Here is a 19664-nt window from a genome sequence, read left to right as displayed (position 1 = left end):
TATCCACTCAGATACGACATGCCCTTTCTAAACAAAACCGGCCAGACTAGAAAGCCGCTTGAATACCTAAGGTAAATACTTCAGTCGTCGATGTTTGACTTGACCATGAAGTACCCACTTCGCTTCCAGGATTACCACCACTTAAAAAGTTTAATGGCACCCAACCCTCAACGCGAATGGCTTCGGCAAACAAGTTAACATTCGGCGCAACATAGTACGATGCTCCCAGTACTAACTGATCTTGTTTTTCCCATGGCGAGCCGGATGGGCCAGCTTCAAAACGACTAAACTCAACTGAGAAGTCAACATCATTGGCTAGGCCAACATTAGCCGACTGACGTGCGCCCACAGTAAAGGTCTTATTCTTTGCTGCAGCAAACTCAGGGATATAAGGGTTAAAGGTACCCGGCCAAACTTTCAGGGTTTCTGCATACTCAACCAATAACTTTAAACCATCAGCAGTATATGTAGAGTACAAAGATACCGAATCATTATTGTCCATACAGGCATTAAAGTGACGTACACCTTGTGGTTCAGGATTAATTGTTGGTGCACCCGGGCCTGCCACAACGTGCGTTGTAGGGTCATCTTCATAACTCTGGCAATAGCTTGAACCATATTGGTAACTCGCACCAACATGAACGGTGGCATTTTCTGACACCTTAATATCAACATTTGCATCTAGTGCATAGTTATTGATTAATGACGGTACGTTTGTGCCTTTAACCGGTGAGTTCGCATTTCTGAACTGAGCACCACCTTGAATGATCATCGCACGTAAATGAAGATTATCTTTAGAATAACCGACTAAGCCACCATAAGCTAAACCTGCAAATGAATGCCAGTTAGTTGAATTAGTAAATGGGCTAACTGTGTCATTAAGACCGAAAGGAATATCCATTTTACCGACTGAGGCGTAAACAGGTGATTTGGCAAGATCGCCCCATAAAATATAGGCACGACGTACATTCACATTGTTACGCGGCAAGCCGGTAATAGATGAACCTGAAGCAAAGTTTTGCTCGGGGTTATAGAGCAATTCAACATAGCCAGTAAAACTATCGGCCAGCTTTGCCGTCACATTTAAATTACTTGAATGGATAACTGCTTCAGAAACCGTTTCACCAATTTGGTTAGCGGATGTTGGATGCCGCATTAACCAGCCGAACTTAGAGTCTTCGTTAGCTTTTTGATAATTGACTAAAGCTGTGACCTGACCACCCAATGTAAGCTTGCTTTGTAACATGCCGTCACGTATGGCTTGTAACTGATAAAGCTGCTTGGTATTGGTGCTTTCAGCGTGATCTAGCACCTTATAGCTGTATTCAGAATTAGTACCTACAAGGTTTTTCTTGGCTTCAGAAAGTTGCTGCTGGTTTGCCTTGAGCATTTCGTAAAGTTCTGCATTAGTGGGTGCTTCATTAGTGGCTGCATGTCCATATCCAGTACTTATAGAAAGCATTATTATTATTTTTAATAGTTTTAATTTCATAAGATACCTTTATTTTTATTAAAGTTAAGAGTCTCCCAATACTCTGCTGGAAAAAATCTATAGATAAAACTTAATCCGCCAAGTACTTTTCACTCGCCAGGTACTATACCTTACAAGTGAGATAAGAGAACTATGCATATAACCTACCGTCGTAATTGTATGATTTTTATAGTAAATCTCTGAGGCGATGTGCCAGCATGGCAGTTCAAAGAATCCCTACAGGGGCCTTAACAACACCGTTAGGCATTATAAATAGACAATTTTTACCTCTTAACGGTAGCTTTGAGGACACTAACGTATTGATATTGCTTGTTTGTGCTTAGTTATTGGTGCCTTTAGGGAGAATCTTCAGGCCTTCGGCGCCAAATCTTCAAAAGCGCCCTGCTGGAAGCAATCGGTGTTTTTTTGTCTAAAAGCTGTGTAGCAGCACCTTGAAAAGACTGAGTAATTGGTTGACCACATGGGGCCTTGTCCCTATAATTCGCCCACAAATTTTGTCGTGCTCAGCCGTGTTATGGCGGCTAGTGGAAGATAGTGGTGGGATTTGTGCTCGATATGTCTAAGGGGCATATTGTTTTGATGCGGGGTGGAGCAGCCTGGTAGCTCGTCGGGCTCATAACCCGAAGGTCGTCAGTTCAAATCTGGCCCCCGCTACCAAATTTTAAAGTGTCGGGGTTGATCGTGCTTTGATCAATTTGGCGATGCAGTTTTCAGGCCCCTTATTAGGGGCTTTTTATTAGGCGCAGTATTGTCATTCCGGCTTATATATCGGGGTGCTGGTAACTGCTTAAGGAAGTGGGCTTTATGCCCATTTTTTGTTGGTGGAATTTGAATGGCAGGTAAAGACGCACAACTGACAGCTTTGGTTAAACCCGTCGCTGAGGCCTTGGGTGTTGATCTGTGGGGTGTGGAATATGTATCGCATGGCAAGCAGTCCATTGTAAGAATCTATATCGACCATGTTAACGGTATTGATGTGGATGACTGCGCTAAAGTCAGCCGCCAGGTTAGTAGTGTGTTTGATGTTGAAGACCCGATTATGGGTGAGTACACCCTGGAAGTTTCTTCCCCGGGGATGGAGCGGCCACTGTTTACACTGGAGCAATTTGGTCTTCATATTGGAGAACAAGTTAAAGTACGTTTGCGTACACCTTTTGAAGGGCGCAAAAATTTTTCCGGACAGTTGACCGGGATGGAAGAGGGCGATGTAGTGGTAGCCGTTGATAGCGACGAATACTTATTGCCTTTTGATTTAATTGATAAAGCGAATATTGTTCCCAGCTTTTAAAGGCTGCGGAAATAGTATCGCAAGACATTTACCCAGGTTTTGTACAAACGAGGCGGACAATGAACAAAGAAATTTTGCTGGTAGCAGAAGCCGTATCCAACGAGAAAGGTGTATCGCGAGATATTATCTTTGAAGCTATCGAGCAGGCTTTGGCCAGCGCAACCAAAAAACGCTATGACGAAGATGCCGATATCAATGTCATTATCGATCGTGAAGACGGTAACTACGAAACCTACCGCCAGTGGTTGGTTGTACCCGATGATGAAATGGCTTTATTGGGCACGCAGTTCACCACTGAAGAAGCCGCTGAGAAAGATGCTTCGCTACAAGTTGGTGATATTCATAAAGAGCAGGTTGAGAACGTAGGCTTTGGTCGTATTGCCGCGCAAACTGCCAAGCAAGTTATTGTCCAAAAGGTTCGTGAAGCTGAACGTGCTCAAGTCGTTGAAGAATACGAGCACAGAGTGGGAGAACTGATTAGCGGTACCGTTAAAAAAGTGACCCGCGACAATATTATTGTTGATTTAGGTAATAATGCCGAAGCCTCTTTACCCCGTGAAGAGTTAGTGGGTCGTGAAGTTTTCCGTATGGGTGATCGAGTTCGTGCAATCTTGCAAGACGTTCGTCCAGAAGCCCGTGGTCCGCAGCTGTTCTTAAGTCGCGCTTGCTCGGATATGTTGATCGAACTATTTAAAGTTGAAGTACCAGAAATCTCAGAAGAAGTGATTGAAATTCGTGCCGCCGCCCGTGACCCCGGTTCACGGGCCAAGATTGCAGTAAAAACTAACGATGGTCGTATCGACCCTATTGGCGCCTGTGTAGGTATGCGTGGTTCACGTGTACAGGCAGTCTCTGGCGAGCTGGGTAATGAGCGTGTTGATATTATTTTATGGGACGACAACCCGGCACAATTAGTTATCAATGCGATGGCTCCGGCCGAAGTAGAGTCCATTGTTGTTGACGAAGATACTCGCTCAATGGATGTTGCCGTTGCCGAAGATAACCTGGCCCAGGCCATTGGTCGCAGTGGTCAAAATGTGCGTTTAGCAAGTGACCTAACCACCTGGACCATCAATGTCATGAGCATGGAAGATGCCTCTGAGAAACACGAGAAAGAATCTGGTGTTGTGATTGGCGAATTTATGGAAAGTCTGGATGTTGACCAGAGCGTAGCAGAAGTATTGGTAGAAGAAGGTTTTACCTCTTTAGAAGAGGTGGCCTATGTACCCCTTGAAGAAATGATGGGTATCGATGGCTTTGATGAAGAAATTGCTGAAGAGTTACGTGCCCGTGCTAAAGATGCCCTGCTAACTCAAGCCATTGCCAGTGAAGAGCAGTTGGGTGAAACAGAGCCTGCAAAAGACTTGCTGAATATGGATGGTATGGAACGTCACCTGGCTTTTGTATTAGCCAGCAAAGGTATTATCACCATGGAAGATCTTGCCGAGCAAGCAATTGATGACCTGGTAGAAATTGAAGGCCTTGATGAACAGAAGGCCGGTGAATTGATTATGACTGCGCGTGCCCCATGGTTCGCAGAAGCTGAAGAGCAACAAAATCAGCAGTAGCGAGCTGGAATCGAATATCTCTAACAAACGAGTCGATTGTTGAAATTGTCGAGGTCAGTTGCATTAGCAAATTGACCGAAGATGCCGAAGAAAGGTACTGGAGAGAACTGAATGGCAGAAGTTACAGTAAGCCAACTAGCCGAAGTCGTTGGCGCACCTGCCGACCGTCTGTTAACGCAGATGAAACAGGCAGGCTTAAAACACACCTCCGTTGATGAGGTGGTGTCAGATGAAGATAAGCAAACTTTGCTGTCGTTCTTGAAAACCAGCCATGGTGAATCAACGGATGCGCCAAAGAAAATCACGCTGAAAAGAAAAACCCTAAGCACGCTAAAAACCAGCGGTAGCCAGGGCAGAAAAACCGTTAATGTAGAAGTGCGTAAAAAACGTACCTACGTTAAGCGTGATCCTGCCGAGCTATTAGCGGAAGCCGCTGAAGCCGAACGTTTGGCTGAAGAAGCCGCGGCAGCTCCTGCTGAGGCACAAGCGTCAGAGATTGAAGAAACTCCGGTTGAAGCATCAAAAGCAGAAGAGCTTGTTGCCAGTACAGATGAGTTTGTTGAAGAAATTCAGGATAAGTCCCAAATGGATCCTGAAATGCTACGTCAACATGCGGCAGTCAAGCGCAAAGACAAAGAAGCCAAAGATAAAGAATTACAGCAAGCCGCGATTGCTGCTAAGAAAGCTGAGCAAGAGCGTGCAGAGAAAACCAAGGCGGTAGATAAGACCGCCGATGAAAAACCGGTTCGCCGGCGCCATGAAGCACCATCAGCTGCGAAAGATAAAGAAGACGAACTTTCTGATAAGAAAAAGAAGCGTAGCGGCAAGCTGGCACCAAAGACCCGGGGTAAAAACCGTACCCATAATATTAAAAACGTTGATGCCTTTATGGATGGTGAAGGTACCGATCATCGCGGCCGCCGTAAGCAGCGCGTATTAAAATTGCCTGCAGGTGCAAAAACACACGGCTTTGCCAAGCCAGCGGATACTAAAACTGTGCTTAATGTCGATATTCCTGAAGCTATTACGGTTGCTGAATTAGCAGCAAAAATGAATGTTAAAGGTATTGTGGTTGTTAAAGAGCTAATGAAGCTTGGTGTAATGGCGACTATCAACCAAAGTCTTGATCAGGAAACTGCGCAGTTAGTGGTTGAAGAATTAGGGCACACCGCCAACTTGGTGACTGGCCTGGAAATGGAAGAGCAGCTGGAAGATAGCTTAAACCTCCACGAAGGCACCATGGAAACAAGAGCGCCGGTTGTTACTGTTATGGGTCACGTTGACCACGGTAAAACATCGCTACTGGATTATATCCGTGAGTCCCGTGTTGCCAGTGGCGAAGCCGGTGGTATTACCCAGCATATCGGTGCCTACCACGTAGAAACTGATAAAGGCATGATCACCTTCCTGGATACACCGGGACACGCCGCGTTTACTGCTATGCGTGCACGGGGTGCCAAGAGTACCGATATCGTTATCCTGGTTGTTGCCGCCGACGATGGCGTTATGCCACAAACTGAAGAGGCGGTGAAGCATGCTCGCGCTGCTGGAGTACCATTAGTGGTTGCGGTTAACAAAATTGACAAAGAAGGTGCTGATCCCGATCGTGTACGTAACGAATTAGCTGCCAAAGATGTTATCCCTGAAGACTGGGGTGGTGATACACAGTTTATTAATGTGTCTGCTCATTCCGGTGAAGGTGTTGATGATTTATTAGAAGCTCTGCTACTACAAGCCGAATTGTTAGAGCTTGAAGCGCCAGCAGATATTCCGGGTAAAGGTATTGTGATCGAATCCCGTCTGGATAAAGGTCGTGGTTCTATTTCATCGGTATTGGTTCAGGCGGGTACATTACGTAAAGGTGATGTGGTACTGGCGGGTCAACAGTTTGGTCGCGTTCGCGCCATGCTCGATGAAAACGGTAAGCCTATTGATGTGGCTGGCCCCTCTATCCCCGTTGAAATTCTAGGTCTTGATGGTACACCGAATGCCGGTGATTCTTTTGTGGTGCTGGAAAATGAAAAACGCGCCCGTGAAATGGCGGAGTTCCGCCAGATTAAAGACCGTGAAGATAAACTCAAACGCCAGCAAGCGTCCAAGCTGGAAAATATGTTTGCCAATATGGGCGAAGAAGAAAGTAAGTCGCTCAATATTGTTGTGAAGGCCGATGTGCGCGGTTCCCTGGAAGCTATTCAAAGCTCATTATTAGAAATGGGCAACGAAGAAGTTCAAGTGAATATTGTGAGTGGTGGTGTCGGTGGTATTACTGAAACCGATATTACATTGGCGCTAACCTCTAATGCGGTTGTGTTTGGTTTTAACGTCCGTGCTGATGGCGCGGCCCGTAAAGCGGTTGAAGAAGAGGGCGTTGACCTGCGTTACTACAGCGTTATTTATGATTTAATCGATGATGTTAAACAAGCTCTGTCAGGTATGTTAAGTCCTGAAATGCGCGAAGAAATTAACGGTACGGCCGAAGTTCGTGATGTATTTAAGTCACCGAAGTTTGGTGCGATAGCCGGTTGTATGGTTATTGACGGTACTTTATATCGCAGCAACCCAATCCGCGTATTACGCGATGATGTAGTTATCTATGAAGGTGAGTTGGAATCACTGCGTCGCTTTAAAGATGACGTAGCAGAAGTTCGCAACGGTATGGAATGTGGTATCGGTGTGAAAAACTACAACGATGTTAAGCCTGGCGATAAAATTGAAGTGTACGAAGTGAAGGAGTATGCACGGACGCTTTAAGCGGGCGCGTGTTGTCTCAATAGAGCAAAACTGATGGCGAAAGAATACAGTCGTACGCAACGGGTTGGTGATTTCCTAAAACAGGAATTGGCCAGCCTGATACAGTTTGAAGTGCGTGATCCTCGCGTCGGTATGGTCAGTATTACCGATGTGGAAGTGAGTCGCGATATGTCCCATGCCAAAGTCTTTATGACAGTGCTGGGCAAAGATAGTGAAGAGGAAGCCTCTGAGTCTATCGAAGTATTAAACAAGGCGGCGGGCTTTTTGCGAACGCAAATTGCGAAAAATAATAATGCCCGCACTACGCCAAGACTGCGGTTTTATTTTGATAGCAGTGTTGGGCGCGGTCAGCATTTGTCGAATTTGATTGATAAGGCTGTTTCTGCAGATAAAGCTTTTTCAGATGATGAAAAGAGTCGTTAGAAACTGTGGCAAAAAAACGTCGCGGTAGACCGGTTAACGGCGTATTAATCGTCGATAAGCCAGCGGGTCAAAGTTCTAATCGGTCGCTGCAAATTGCCAAGCGATTGTTCTTTGCCCAAAAGGCAGGACATACCGGTAGTTTGGATCCATTGGCTACCGGTGTGCTGCCGGTGTGCTTTGGTGAGGCGACCAAGTTTTCCCAGTTTTTACTGGACTCTGATAAAGCGTACCGAAGTACTTTTTTATTCGGAGTGATCACCGCCAGCGGCGATGCCGATGGTGAAGTGTTGGAAGAGCGTGATGCCAGCGCGGTTACAGAGGCTGATGTATTAGCATTGCTACCCAGGTTTTCGGGTGAGATAGAACAAGTACCTTCGATGTTTTCAGCATTAAAACATCAAGGGCAGCCGCTGTATAAATTAGCGCGCAAAGGTATAGAAGTAGAGCGAAAGGTTCGTCAGGTAACGATATTTGATATTCGTTTAGAGGCGTTTCGCAGTGCAGAGGAAACCGGTGGCCAACCGGAAGCCGATGTTTATATCCACTGTAGTAAGGGCACTTATGTTCGCTCTATTGCAGAAGATTTAGGTTTAGAGCTGGATTGTGGCGCACATGTTAAAGCGTTACACCGAGTACAAGCGGGGCCTTTTAAAGAGGCTCAAGCGGTTTCCCTAACCACGCTGGAAGCTTTGGCGGAAAAGGTTGAGACCGAAGGCTATGAAGCCCTGGACGCTTTGCTAGAACCGGTTGATGTAGCAGTTATGCATCTGCCCGAAGTGACGCTAGCAGAGTCCGCCGTATTTTATATGTTACGTGGGCACGCTGTTTCAGTATCGGTGATGCCTGAAAACTGTCATGAAGGTGACATAGTAAGAATGTACTCTGAGTCGAGAGATTTTATCGGCATTGGAGAAGTGTTAGACGGTGGCCAGGTTGGGCCAAAGCGTTTAATAGCTGCGAATTAAGAGTTAACAGGTAGGGCGCTTACGAGTGTGTTACCGGTTGAAATAGCCTGTCTGTAAATATGCACGGTCAGGCTGAATAAATGGCAAAGCATAAAAGTGCTTTGCTTTTGCATATTAACTTTAATGAGGAAAGAAAAATGGCATTATCAGCCGCTGAGAAATCAGAAGTAGTAAAAGAGTATCAAACTGCAGAAGGCGATACCGGCTCACCAGAAGTGCAGGTTGCATTACTAACAGCCAATATCGAAAAATTGCAGGGTCACTTCAGTGATCACAATCACGATCACCACTCTCGTCGTGGTTTGATTCGTATGGTTAACCAGCGTCGTAAATTACTGGATTACTTGAAAGGCAAAAATTCAGAGCGTTACACCAGCCTGATCAAGCGTTTAGGTTTACGTCGTTAAGTAGTAAAAGTCGTGAGCCCCGGTGATGTAGGTTGAAGAACCCGGGGCTTTTATTGTTATCCCACAAGGGAGGATTTCATCAGTGAATCCAGTTAAAAAATCATTTCAATTCGGTGAACACACCGTAACTCTAGAAACAGGTCGCATTGCCCGTCAAGCTACAGGTGCCGTATTGGTATCTATGGGCGACGTACAGGTACTTTGTACTGTTGTAGCCGCCAAGTCAGCCAAAGAAGGCATGGACTTTTTTCCATTAGGCGTTCATTACCAGGAAAAAGCGTATGCGGTTGGTAAAATTCCCGGTGGTTTCTTCAAGCGTGAAGCGCGTCCTTCTGAAAAAGAAACGCTAACCTCACGTTTAATTGACCGTCCAATTCGTCCGTTATTCCCTAACGGTTTCAAAAATGAAGTACAGGTTGTTTGTACGGTTATGTCTGCGGATACGGAGACTGATCCAGATATCGCAGCGTTGATTGGTACTTCTGCAGCATTGTCTATTTCTGGCGTACCGTTTAATGGTCCAGTCGGTGCAGCCCGTGTTGGTTTCACTGCTGAGTCAGGTTATATCCTAAACCCAAGCTACAGCCAGTTGGCTGAAAGCTCGTTGGATATGGTTGTTGCCGGTACTGCTGATGCCGTACTAATGGTTGAATCAGAAGCGCAAGAGCTGAGCGAAGATCAAATGTTGGGCGCGGTTTTGTTTGCCCACCAGGAAATGCAAGCTGTTGTTAAAGTGGTTGCAGAATTAGCCGCTGAAGTTGGCAAGCCCCGTTGGGATTGGCAGCCAGAAGAAGAAAACACAGCGCTATTGGCCGCCGTTGCCACAGGCTTTAAGCAGGGCGTTGGTGATGCTTACCGCGTGATCGATAAAGCAGAGCGTTACAGCAAGCTGGGTGACTTAAAGACTCAGGCGATTGAGCAGTTGGCTTCAGGTGATGAAGCTGAATACGCCGCTGGTGACGTTCAGGACGTTTTCAAGAAGTTGGAAAAAAATACCGTTCGTCAGCGTATCCTTAATGGTGAAGCGCGTATCGATGGCCGTGACAGCAGCACTGTTCGTCCGATCAACGTTGAAGTTGGTGTATTGGATAAAGCTCACGGTTCAGCACTATTTACCCGTGGTGAAACTCAGGCGATTGGTGTTACCACTTTAGGCACTACCCGTGATGCACAGTTAATCGACGCCCTTGAAGGTAAGCGCGAAGATAACTTTATGTTGCACTATAACTTCCCTCCTTACTCTGTTGGTGAGTGTGGCCGTATTGGTTTCACTAGCCGTCGTGAAGTAGGTCATGGTCGTTTGGCGCGTCGTGGTGTTGCTGCTGTTCTGCCTAATGCTGAAGACTTTCCTTACACTATCCGTGTTGTTTCAGAGATTACTGAATCTAACGGTTCCAGCTCAATGGCTAGTGCCTGTGTAGCTAGTTTGTCGATGATGGAAGCGGGTGTACCGTTGAAAGCACCGGTTGCTGGTATCGCCATGGGTCTGGTTAAAGAAGGCGAGCGTTTTGCGGTATTGACCGATATCCTGGGTGATGAAGATCACCTGGGCGATATGGACTTTAAAGTAGCTGGTACTGCCGATGGTATTACTGCTCTGCAAATGGATATCAAAATTGAAGGTATCAATGAGCAGATCATGAGCATTGCTTTAGAGCAGGCTCTTGAAGCGCGTCTACATATCCTTGGCCAGATGAATCAGGTATTGAGCGAGTCCCGTACTACGGTTTCTGACAACGCGCCAAGCATGGCTACTTTTAAAATCGACAGCGACAAGATTCGTGATGTTATCGGTAAAGGTGGTGCAACTATCCGTTCTATTACTGAAGAAACCGGCGCTACTGTTGATATCGATGATGACGGTACTATCCGCATTTACGGATCTGATGCCGCCTCTCGTGACGCAGCGGTAGCTAAAGTAGAAGAAATTACTGCTGAAGCTGAAGTCGGTGCTATCTACGAGGGTACGGTTGCCCGTATCGTTGATTTCGGTGCTTTCGTTAATATCCTGCCTGGTAAAGATGGTCTGGTACACATCTCACAGATCTCTCAGGAACGTGTTGAGAAAGTGACTGACTACTTGGCCGAAGGTCAGGTGATCAAAGTTAAGGTACTCGATGTCGACCAGCGCGGTCGCATTAAGCTATCTATGAAAGAATTGGAAGAAGCGGCTCCAGCTGCTGAAGAAGATTCTGCAGCGGAGTAATTACTGCTGTAAAACATTAAGGGAGCCTATGGCTCCCTTTTTTGTACCCCGTCATTCCCGCGATACCTCGTCATTCCCGCGAAGGCGGGAATCCAGACTGCATCCTTATACTGTTATTTCCGCCAGAGCGGAAATAACAGCACTGGATTCCCGCCTTCGCGGGAATGACGGTCTTTTTTGGGGGTACTCCTACACTTAATCAACTAAGCTAATCATCCCATCAACAATCCCAAACCCAACCGCTTGCAACTGCTGCCCCTGACAAGGCCCCGAAACACAAGCCCCATCCTCAATTAAAAACAAGGCACCATGGGTAGAGCACTGAATCAACATCCCATCCATATCCAAAAATTTATCTTCCTGCCAATTCAATTCAACACCCAGATGTGGGCAGCTATTGCGATAAAGAAAAACCTGCCCATTCTTTTTAACGGCAAACAAGTTGTCGCCACCGACTTCAAAGCCTTTGGATTGCTCGTCGTCGATATCATCGATATGGCATAGTACGGTCATTTGCGATTAGCTCGAGAGGGGGGGTATTTGTAACGACTATGCGGTATTCGAATTAGCCAAATTTTCCGCTTGTTGTAAAAGCTCTTGCTTGGTTTGATTGTCCAGATCATTCCAGTGTGTATCTGTCATGGCCCCATGCAGTGCGTAAAGTAAGACTTTAGATACCCGAATACCGCGACCTTTAATCTCACTATAGGCCTCTACGACCCCTTTGTTCTGCAGGTCTTCACGGCTTTGTACACCAATAGCGCGCAGCCAGTTAATAGAGGTATTACCGAGGTTTTTCAGTTCTAGCAAATCACTTTGCATGCTTGTTCTCTGGTATGTTGTTATTATAAGTTGATTACATCCTGAACTTATAATAGCTATTTTTTTATAGATCAATCAACCATTAATTATCGGCGTTCTTATGCAGGCAGCGACTTCACTAACGGCAGGCCACCTCTATGGGTTGGACAGTAGCGATATCGACTTTGAAACGATGGGTTGCGGCATTCATCGAGAGGCCCTGAGGCCTTTTCAGAGGCTCCAGCTAGAGGCTAAAGCGGCAGGTTTTGAGTTGGTTATTGCCAGTGGCTACAGGGATTTTGAGCGCCAGCTATTGATCTGGAACGCCAAAGCCAATGGTGAGCGCCCCGTGCTGGACCAGAGTGGACAACCGGTTGATATGGCGCAGCTGGATCCGTGGCAACAGGTTCAGGCTATTTTACGTTGGTCGGCATTACCCGGGGCATCCCGCCACCACTGGGGAAGTGATATAGATATCTATGACCGTGCAGCCATAGCCGATGATTACCAACTACAGCTCACCACTGAAGAAACCGTCGGCTCTGGCCCCTTTGCCCCGTTACATCAATGGCTTGATCAGCAAATAAATACTGATAATGCGCAGGGTTTTTTTCGCCCATACCAGATTGATCAAGGCGGTATTGCACCGGAGCGCTGGCACTTAAGTTTTGCGCCTTTATCATCGTCATTTCAGCAAGAATTTGCACTGGACGATTGGGTTGCAGTGATTCAGGCGCGACCTGTCGCTTTAAAAAATACCCTGCTGGAAAATATTGATAGAATTTTTCAGCATTATATTGATATCCCCCAGGAAAATTATCCGCAAGCCTTTCAATTAACTGAATAATTAACAGCTTAACCAGCCAGAAAAAGCGGCTGGTAGTTTTTATAACAGCCACTTAGTTGTAATACTAAACCCTTGTTATTTAGCTAGTCCTTTAGACGTATTAACGGATAGACATTTCTTAATTACTATTTATACTTCTTACATCTAAGATATTATTTTGAATGCTTATTAAAGCATGGGGCCTCAAAAGATATTGCGGATGTTTTTTGGAAAATATTTGAATCGTCAAATATTGGTTATACAAGGCAGTGATCGTTTTATTTCACGGCCATGTACTTAATGGAGTGGATTATAGTGAGTATAAAACTTTTAGATAATGAAGCGTTTTATGGATATCGTGTTCGACGTACAGTGAATGGAAAGCTTTACCAGGAATATTTCTCACTGAAAAAAGACGGTAAACGCATGGTGCCCAAACTAAGAAAGCAGGTTGAAATGCTTGCCATTGCTCGTGATGAGGCGTTGTCCGAGGAGCAGATTAAGGTAAAGAAAAAGTTGAAAGCCTACCGATGTTTTAATGATGACGGATCCGTTAAGGGGATAAGTTATTTATGTAAAACTGAGAAAAGCGGTACAGTAACCCCTATATTTCAAGTGGGAATTGCTTCTGAGTTAGAGAATAAAATATTTTGTACCAGTTTTTCTATCCGGGCTCATGGAAAAGAGGAGGCGTGGTTGCAAGCTGTTAATGCTTACGCGAAGCACAAGCTGATTAATAGAAAAACCAAGCTTTATAAAAAACTGGTCGGTTCCTCTCCGAAGAAAGTCAGGGCAAAATAAAACCTGACAATAAGTCGTTGTAATATTACGTGCACAAAAAAGCCGGACATAAAGTCCGGCTTTTTTGTGTAGTTAATCTGCTTAGCCCTTATAGGCTTCAGCTGATTTCATAATCTCAGCTTTGGCGGCTTCACTGCCAGCCCAGCCATCAATCTTAACCCATTTGCCTTTCTCTAAATCTTTATAATTTTCAAAGAAGTGCTCGATCTGCTTGATCAATAATTCTGGCAGATCAGAAGGCTCCTGGACGTCTTGATAAATAGTAGACAGTTTGTCATGAGGTACAGCGATCAGCTTGGCGTCTTGGCCAGCTTCGTCGCTCATGTTCAAAATACCGATTGGACGGCTGCGGATAACAGCACCCGGTGCAACTGGATAAGGAGTAACAACCAATACGTCTAGTGGGTCGCCATCTTCAGATAAAGTGTTAGAGATATAACCGTAGTTGGCAGGGTAGAACATAGGTGTTGCCATAAAGCGGTCAACCAATAGGCAATCCATATCTTTATCAATTTCATACTTGATTGGGTCGTGGTTGGCAGGAATTTCAATAACGACATAGATATCGTTTGGCAGGTCTTTACCTGCTGGGATGTTGTTAAAGCTCATGATAAATGTCCAGATTGCAGTGTGTATTCGGGTTGTGCTTAAAAGTGTGCTCAAAAATAGCAGGCGCGATTATAAACTGACCAGCGAGGAATACCAATAAATCTGACTGGATTCTCTAAATCATTGAATCTATTGCTGTTTGTATGGTCTATGCTAACCTTATTAAAGTGAGTTTGAGTTTAAATACAAGGAAATAACAGTGTCCGGTAGCAATAAACGTGAACATGTAAGAACCAAGCTGCGTGCAGACGTAAAACTTTCCCATCCAGAGATCGGAGACCTTAATCTTCATACCGGCGATATTTCTGATGGTGGGGCGTATATTCTGGCAGAGGGCAACAGCTTGCCGCCTATTGGAGAGACGGTCAGTGTGCAGGTTCAGGGTATGGGGGGCGGAGATGCTCCTATTGTTAAAATGAAAGTCGTCCGGTTGGATAACGATGGTGTTGGCCTGGCCTTCGTCAAAGAAGATTAAGCGTGTCTCAGTACTTGGCCAATGTTACTATCAGCGCCAATAAAAATATCGACAATCCCAAATTGAGCTATCTAAATAACAAGAAGGGTCATTAATGCATATCCATATCCTGGGTATTTGTGGGACTTTTATGGGCGGTTTGGCCATATTGGCTCGCCAGTTGGGTCATACCGTCACCGGTTCTGACACTAATGTTTACCCCCCCATGAGTACCCAGCTTGAGGAACAGGGGATTAGCCTGACCCAGGGCTATGATCCTGTTCAATTAGATCCCGCTCCCGATTTAGTTGTAGTGGGCAATGCCATGTCCCGTGGCAACCCCTGTGTTGAGTACATGCTTGATCGCGGTCTGCGTTATACCTCGGGCCCGCAGTGGTTATCTGAACATCTATTACAAGACCGCTGGGTACTGGCCGCCGCCGGCACTCACGGCAAAACCACCACTAGCAGCATGCTGGCCTGGATCCTGGAATTTGCCGGTATGAAGCCAGGCTATTTGATTGGTGGCGTCCCCGGTAACTTTGGCGTGTCTGCCGCCCTGGGCGATTCGGCATTCTTTGTGATTGAAGCCGATGAATACGATAGCGCCTTCTTTGATAAACGTTCCAAGTTTGTCCACTATCGCCCTCGCACCGCCATACTCAATAACCTTGAGTTTGACCATGGCGATATCTTCGAAGATCTGGCCGCTATCCAAAAGCAATTCCACCATCTGGTAAGAATTATCCCCGGCAATGGTCGTGTGATAGTGCCAGCTGGTGACAATAACCTGCAGCAGGTACTCGACCAGGGGCTTTGGTCGGAATTGGAAAAAACTTCACTCACCGATAACTCGGCCCAGTGGCTGGCTAAAGCCAACAAAGCCGATGGCAGTGATTTCGATGTGCTATTTAACGGCGACACAGCCGGCACAGTACAGTGGTCCAATACCGGCGAGCACAATATCAATAATGCCTTGGCTGCGATTGCCGCCGCCAGGCATGTGGGCGTCACTCCCGAGATTGCCATAGAGGCTTTGCAACAGTTTCAGGGTGTAAAGCGTCGTATGGAATTAATCTATGATGATCGCGGCATCCTGGTTTACGATGACTTTGCCCATCACCCCAGCGCAATAGCAACTACTCTGGCGGGGTTGCGGGCACAGGTTAATGCACAAGCCGGTGAGCAACGCATTATTGCCGTTATAGAACCCCGCTCCAATACCATGCGCCTGGGTTCACATCTGGATCGGTTGGCCGAAGTCACCGCAGAGGCTGACCAGGTTATTTGGTATCAACCTGAGGGGCTGGACTGGTCACTACAATCGGTGGTCGACCACAGTGAGGGCAGGGCAGTCATCAGTGATTCAATCCCGTCGATCGTGCAGCAACTGGCGGCGGACAGTAAGGCCGGTGATCATATTGTTATTATGAGCAACGGTGGTTTTGGTGGTATTCATCTATTATTAACGACTGCATTGTCACAGTAGTCACTGTCACAGCAGTAACAGAATCAGTAGTAAGGATCATTTAGTGAGTAAAATTTTTTCCATCTATGACGTTTTGATTTTACGGCGCCCACTGTTGGCCCTGATACTCTCATTAGGCTTGATCGCTTGGCTGGCCACCCATATCCCCAATTTTAAATTGGATGCCTCGGCAGATGCCCTGGTTCTGGAGGGCGATCAATCCCTGAAATACTCTCGGGAAATCAGCACCCGCTATGCCTCGGAAGATTTTTTGCTGGTCACCTATCAGCCCAAACAAGATTTATTATCCAAACCGGTATTGGCCGAACTGGATAAACTGCGCACAGAGCTAGCGGCCCTTGAAGGGGTTTCTTCCGTGACGACTATTTTGGATGTGCCACTACTAGCCAGCCCGCAAGTCACCTTTGATGATGTATCCGATGGCGTTGTTGGCAGTTTACGCAACCCGAATATCGACAAGGAGCTGGTTAGGAAAGAGCTGGCAGAAAGCCCCATTTATAAAAACCTGCTAACCAGCAGCGATGGACGAACCACCACCTTGCAAGTCAATCTGGTTAGGGATGAAAAATACTTCGCCCTGCAAAACGCTCGGGATAAAATTTGGGAACAGCAAGCCAGCAACGGTTCAACGCCTGCACTGGAGGCTGAGCTGGCAGAGATTGTACAGGAACTTCGCAACCATACCGTCATGGCCAATGACAGGCAGTCGGTACTGGTAGCTAAAGTGCGCGTGCTACTCGATAACTACCGCGACAATGCCACCTTATTCCTCGGCGGCGTGCCGATGATTGCCACCGATATGATCAGCTTTGTGAAAAGTGATTTGATGGTTTTTGGTATTGGTATAGTGACGTTTATTATTATCACCATGTCAGTCATTTTCAGGCATTTGGTTTGGGTGGTGTTACCGTTATTAAGCTGCCTGTTATCGGCTACTTTTATGCTGGGCTTAATTACCTTGCTGGATTGGCGCATGACCATTATCTCCTCCAACTTTGTGGCCATTCTTTTAATTATCTCTCTATCCATCGCTATCCATTTAGTGGTGCGCTACCGCGAACTACTGGCGGCCAACCCGGAACAAGCGCAACAGGAACTGGTTAAAAATGCCACCTTCCTGATGATAAAGCCCTGTATCTATACCGCGCTGACTACCATCGTGGCCTTTGCTTCTTTAGTTGTCAGTGGTATTCGTCCGGTGATTGATTTTGGTTGGATGATGACGGTTGGGGTAACAGCCTCGTTAGTGATTACCTTTATTGTTTTACCCACGGGGCTATTACTATGGGGCAAGCCTTCAAGTATTCCCTCTAATAACAACAAGAGCGCAACAACAAGACGTTTTGCTGTATTTACCGAAGGTCATGGCTCGCTGATTTTATGGGGCGGTGCTTTGTTGGCCGTTGTCAGTATCTTTGGTATAAGTCAGTTAAAAGTTGAAAACCGCTTTATCGATTATTTCCATGACACCACTGAAATTTATCAGGGTATGGAAGTGATTGATGCCGAGTTGGGTGGCACCATTCCATTGGAAGTGATTATTGATGCCGCCCCTGAGCCTGATTTTGAAGTTGCGGTTGAAGTTGCGGTTGAAGAGGCTGTCGTTGAAACTGTAATTGATGATGGTTTTTTTGATGAGTTTGAAAATGATTTCGGTGGCGACGACTTTGGTGATGATTTCAGCGACGACTTTGCCGATGAAGAAACGGCAGACCCCAGCTATTGGTTTAACCGCGCGGGCCTAAGCCGAATTGAAGCAGTCCACGATTATCTTGATTCATTACCCGAGACCGGCAAGGTGTTATCACTGGCAACGCCTTATAAAGCCTTGCGCACTATAGCCACCGGTATTGATGATATTCAGCTGGCCTTAATTCAGCGTGCATTGCCGGAGGATATCAATGAAATATTGATCCACCCTTATTTAAATGAAGAGATTGACCAAACCCGGATCACGGTTCGAGTAAAAGAAACCAGCCGCACCTTAAGGCGCGATGAATTACTGGCGCAAGTGCATGAGCACCTGATTAACGACATGGGTTTTGCAGAAGAACAGATCCATCTAACCGGTATGTTAGTCCTGTATAACAATATGCTGCAAAGCTTGTACCGCTCACAAATTTTAACCCTGGGTGCTGTGTTTATTGCCATCCTGGCAATGTTTATCGTGTTATTCCGCTCCCTTCCCATTGCACTGATTGCACTGGCTCCCAATATTTTAGCGGCGGGTATGGTACTGGGTGGTATGGGCCTGGCAGGCATTCCACTGGATATCATGACGGTAACCATTGCAGCTATTTCAGTGGGTATAGCCGTGGATGATACGATTCATTACGTCCATCGTTTCCGCAGTGAGTTTGCCAAAGACCAGAATTATGTGGCGACCATGTATCGCTGCCATGGCTCCATTGGCAAGGCTATGTTTTATACCTCGGTGATTATCGTGATTGGCTTCTCAGTACTAGCGCTATCCAACTTTAACCCCAGTATTTATTTTGGTTTGTTAACCGGTACGGCCATGTTTGCGGCTTTAATGGGTGCGTTATTATTATTGCCACAACTACTGATTACTTTTAAGCCTTTGGGCCCCAATGTTGAACTTGCAAAAGACGCATGAGCTTTGAATGCCGGCAGCATTGTGGCGCTTGTTGTATAGCGCCTTCCATTAACGAGCCAATGCCCGGAATGCCCGAGGGAAAACCGGCGGGAGTGCGTTGCCTGCATCTGGATGAAAGTTATGGTTGCCAGCTATTTGGTAAACCGGAGCGACCTTTGCTATGTGAGCAGTTTCAAGCCGAAGCTTCCGTCTGTGGTGAAAACCGCCAGCAAGCTATCAAGCTGATTAACGCCTTAGAACAGGCAACGGAGTCATAAGCATGGAAACCATCCCCCTGTTTCCTTTAAGTACAGTGCTTTTTCCAGGTGGTAAAATTCCCCTGCAAATTTTTGAGCCCCGCTATCTCGATTTAATCAGTTCCTGTCTTAAGCATGATTCCGGATTTGGTGTCGTTTGGCTTCGTGAGGGTAGTGAGTTTTATCAGCCTGAAAAAGAACTGGACCCCCGTTTAGCGCAGGTGGGGACCTTTGCCAAAATAGTTGATTGGGATTCATTACCCAATGGCTTGCTGGGTGTCACCATTGCAGGCACAAAAAAATTTCGAGTTATCTCCAGTCACCAGCGCGACGATAAGCTCCATATGGCTGATATAGAGTGGGTAGAGCCCGAGCCCATTATTTCGCTACCAGAGTATTCTGATGAAATGGAAGGTCTGCTTAAGCAACTGCTTGACCACCCCCATATTGCCCGATTAAAACTCTCTCCTGTTATTGAAGATATAGCCGCGATGAGCTGCCTGTTAGCCCAGTTGCTACCCATTGATGAAAAGATAAAGTTTGAATTGCTATCCATCAGTGATCCCGAATTACGCATGGTGCAGCTAATGGATTTATTGGACGAATATAACCAGTAACGCCTTAGGTTTATTTCTTACATATCCACCAATATTGTCTATAATTTATCCATGCAATAATCATCAAACCGCATCGGGACGGTGCTACACCAAGCACTGCATGCAAAGCAGGAA

The 19664-nt window shown here is 46.2% G+C and carries 18 protein-coding genes and 1 tRNA gene; 15 read left to right on the top strand and 4 right to left on the bottom strand.

All coding sequences use genetic code 11. The features are described 5' to 3' along the window. Positions 1 to 46 precede the first annotated feature (46 nt). Entirely contained in the window at positions 47 to 1492 is a 1446-nt protein-coding gene (locus P8H32_RS03795; RefSeq protein WP_301088506.1) for a hypothetical protein, read from the bottom strand. Positions 1493 to 2072: 580 nt separating this feature from the next. Between P8H32_RS03795 and P8H32_RS03790 the strand changes: the two genes are divergently transcribed. The 8 genes from P8H32_RS03790 (at position 2073) to pnp (ending at position 11100) form a co-directional block, all read left to right on the top strand. After that, a tRNA-Met gene (locus P8H32_RS03790) sits at positions 2073 to 2149 on the top strand. 175 nt (positions 2150 to 2324) lie between these two features. Next, positions 2325 to 2780 carry a ribosome maturation factor RimP gene (rimP, locus tag P8H32_RS03785; protein ID WP_297291337.1) on the top strand — a complete coding sequence of 152 codons (456 nt, stop codon included), beginning with the start codon at positions 2325 to 2327 and terminating at the stop codon, positions 2778 to 2780. Between the two features lie 59 nt (positions 2781 to 2839). After that, entirely contained in the window at positions 2840 to 4348 is a 1509-nt protein-coding gene (nusA, locus tag P8H32_RS03780; protein WP_297291336.1) for a transcription termination factor NusA, read from the top strand. A gap of 111 nt (positions 4349 to 4459) precedes the next feature. Next, the gene (infB, locus tag P8H32_RS03775) at positions 4460 to 7099 is read left to right on the top strand and encodes a translation initiation factor IF-2 (protein WP_301088505.1); all 2640 of its coding nucleotides are present in this window, start codon (positions 4460 to 4462) and stop codon (positions 7097 to 7099) included. Positions 7100 to 7132: 33 nt separating this feature from the next. Further along, positions 7133 to 7522, top strand: a complete 390-nt coding sequence (rbfA, locus tag P8H32_RS03770) for a 30S ribosome-binding factor RbfA (protein ID WP_297291334.1) — start codon at positions 7133 to 7135, stop codon at positions 7520 to 7522. A gap of 5 nt (positions 7523 to 7527) precedes the next feature. Beyond that, complete coding sequence (truB, locus tag P8H32_RS03765; RefSeq protein ID WP_301088504.1) at positions 7528 to 8487, top strand: tRNA pseudouridine(55) synthase TruB; 960 nt, start codon at positions 7528 to 7530, stop codon at positions 8485 to 8487. Positions 8488 to 8624: 137 nt separating this feature from the next. Beyond that, positions 8625 to 8894, top strand: coding sequence for a 30S ribosomal protein S15 (gene rpsO, locus P8H32_RS03760; protein ID WP_297291338.1), 270 nt, complete (start codon positions 8625 to 8627; stop codon positions 8892 to 8894). An 82-nt stretch (positions 8895 to 8976) separates the two neighbouring features. After that, complete coding sequence (gene pnp / locus P8H32_RS03755; protein WP_297291332.1) at positions 8977 to 11100, top strand: polyribonucleotide nucleotidyltransferase; 2124 nt, start codon at positions 8977 to 8979, stop codon at positions 11098 to 11100. 195 nt (positions 11101 to 11295) lie between these two features. Here pnp and P8H32_RS03750 read toward each other — a convergent pair whose 3' ends face one another. Then, positions 11296 to 11613: a Rieske 2Fe-2S domain-containing protein gene (locus P8H32_RS03750; RefSeq protein ID WP_297291111.1), complete on the bottom strand. Its 318-nt coding sequence runs from the start codon at positions 11611 to 11613 to the stop codon at positions 11296 to 11298. Between the two features lie 36 nt (positions 11614 to 11649). Further along, entirely contained in the window at positions 11650 to 11922 is a 273-nt protein-coding gene (locus P8H32_RS03745) for a TfoX/Sxy family protein (protein WP_297291110.1), read from the bottom strand. Between the two features lie 100 nt (positions 11923 to 12022). On the opposite strand from P8H32_RS03745, the gene P8H32_RS03740 reads away from it, so the two are divergent. Together P8H32_RS03740 and P8H32_RS03735 are read left to right on the top strand one after the other, a co-directional pair. Continuing rightward, positions 12023 to 12748, top strand: coding sequence for a M15 family metallopeptidase (locus tag P8H32_RS03740; protein WP_301088503.1), 726 nt, complete (start codon positions 12023 to 12025; stop codon positions 12746 to 12748). 294 nt (positions 12749 to 13042) lie between these two features. Continuing rightward, positions 13043 to 13528, top strand: coding sequence for a hypothetical protein (locus P8H32_RS03735; RefSeq protein WP_297292552.1), 486 nt, complete (start codon positions 13043 to 13045; stop codon positions 13526 to 13528). A gap of 81 nt (positions 13529 to 13609) precedes the next feature. Here P8H32_RS03735 and ppa read toward each other — a convergent pair whose 3' ends face one another. Next, positions 13610 to 14137 carry an inorganic diphosphatase gene (ppa, locus tag P8H32_RS03730; protein ID WP_297292551.1) on the bottom strand — a complete coding sequence of 176 codons (528 nt, stop codon included), beginning with the start codon at positions 14135 to 14137 and terminating at the stop codon, positions 13610 to 13612. 199 nt (positions 14138 to 14336) lie between these two features. On the opposite strand from ppa, the gene P8H32_RS03725 reads away from it, so the two are divergent. From P8H32_RS03725 to P8H32_RS03705, 5 genes are all read left to right on the top strand, one after another. Beyond that, the gene (locus tag P8H32_RS03725; protein WP_301088502.1) at positions 14337 to 14612 is read left to right on the top strand and encodes a PilZ domain-containing protein; all 276 of its coding nucleotides are present in this window, start codon (positions 14337 to 14339) and stop codon (positions 14610 to 14612) included. Between the two features lie 94 nt (positions 14613 to 14706). Beyond that, entirely contained in the window at positions 14707 to 16080 is a 1374-nt protein-coding gene (gene mpl / locus P8H32_RS03720; protein ID WP_301088501.1) for a UDP-N-acetylmuramate:L-alanyl-gamma-D-glutamyl-meso-diaminopimelate ligase, read from the top strand. Between the two features lie 43 nt (positions 16081 to 16123). After that, on the top strand, positions 16124 to 18697 hold the full coding sequence (locus P8H32_RS03715) for an MMPL family transporter (RefSeq protein ID WP_301088500.1): 2574 nt from the start codon (positions 16124 to 16126) through the stop codon (positions 18695 to 18697). Next, entirely contained in the window at positions 18694 to 18954 is a 261-nt protein-coding gene (locus tag P8H32_RS03710) for a YkgJ family cysteine cluster protein (RefSeq protein WP_301088499.1), read from the top strand. Before P8H32_RS03715 ends, P8H32_RS03710 begins: the two co-directional genes overlap by 4 nt. A gap of 2 nt (positions 18955 to 18956) precedes the next feature. Further along, positions 18957 to 19550, top strand: coding sequence for an LON peptidase substrate-binding domain-containing protein (locus P8H32_RS03705; protein WP_301088498.1), 594 nt, complete (start codon positions 18957 to 18959; stop codon positions 19548 to 19550). The last annotated feature ends 114 nt before the right edge of the window (positions 19551 to 19664 follow it).

It is taken from the genome of Oceanicoccus sp., from assembly GCF_029238675.1.
In the GTDB taxonomy this organism is placed as follows: Bacteria; Pseudomonadota; Gammaproteobacteria; order Pseudomonadales; family Dasaniaceae; genus Oceanicoccus.
This window is presented reverse-complemented; position numbering and strand designations above follow the sequence as displayed.

What these genes read in the sequence shown, in the direction of transcription:
- nusA (WP_297291336.1), top strand. Translation starts at nt 2,840, where the DNA reads ATGAACAAAGAAATTTTGCTGGTAGCAGAAGCCGTATCCAACGAGAAA.
- rpsO (WP_297291338.1), top strand. Translation starts at nt 8,625, where the DNA reads ATGGCATTATCAGCCGCTGAGAAATCAGAAGTAGTAAAAGAGTATCAA.
- P8H32_RS03750 (WP_297291111.1), bottom strand. Translation starts at nt 11,613, where the DNA reads ATGACCGTACTATGCCATATCGATGATATCGACGACGAGCAATCCAAA.
- rimP (WP_297291337.1), top strand. Translation starts at nt 2,325, where the DNA reads ATGGCAGGTAAAGACGCACAACTGACAGCTTTGGTTAAACCCGTCGCT.
- P8H32_RS03740 (WP_301088503.1), top strand. Translation starts at nt 12,023, where the DNA reads ATGCAGGCAGCGACTTCACTAACGGCAGGCCACCTCTATGGGTTGGAC.
- P8H32_RS03795 (WP_301088506.1), bottom strand. Translation starts at nt 1,492, where the DNA reads ATGAAATTAAAACTATTAAAAATAATAATAATGCTTTCTATAAGTACT.
- rbfA (WP_297291334.1), top strand. Translation starts at nt 7,133, where the DNA reads ATGGCGAAAGAATACAGTCGTACGCAACGGGTTGGTGATTTCCTAAAA.
- mpl (WP_301088501.1), top strand. Translation starts at nt 14,707, where the DNA reads ATGCATATCCATATCCTGGGTATTTGTGGGACTTTTATGGGCGGTTTG.
- P8H32_RS03710 (WP_301088499.1), top strand. Translation starts at nt 18,694, where the DNA reads ATGAGCTTTGAATGCCGGCAGCATTGTGGCGCTTGTTGTATAGCGCCT.
- infB (WP_301088505.1), top strand. Translation starts at nt 4,460, where the DNA reads ATGGCAGAAGTTACAGTAAGCCAACTAGCCGAAGTCGTTGGCGCACCT.
- P8H32_RS03745 (WP_297291110.1), bottom strand. Translation starts at nt 11,922, where the DNA reads ATGCAAAGTGATTTGCTAGAACTGAAAAACCTCGGTAATACCTCTATT.
- ppa (WP_297292551.1), bottom strand. Translation starts at nt 14,137, where the DNA reads ATGAGCTTTAACAACATCCCAGCAGGTAAAGACCTGCCAAACGATATC.
- P8H32_RS03705 (WP_301088498.1), top strand. Translation starts at nt 18,957, where the DNA reads ATGGAAACCATCCCCCTGTTTCCTTTAAGTACAGTGCTTTTTCCAGGT.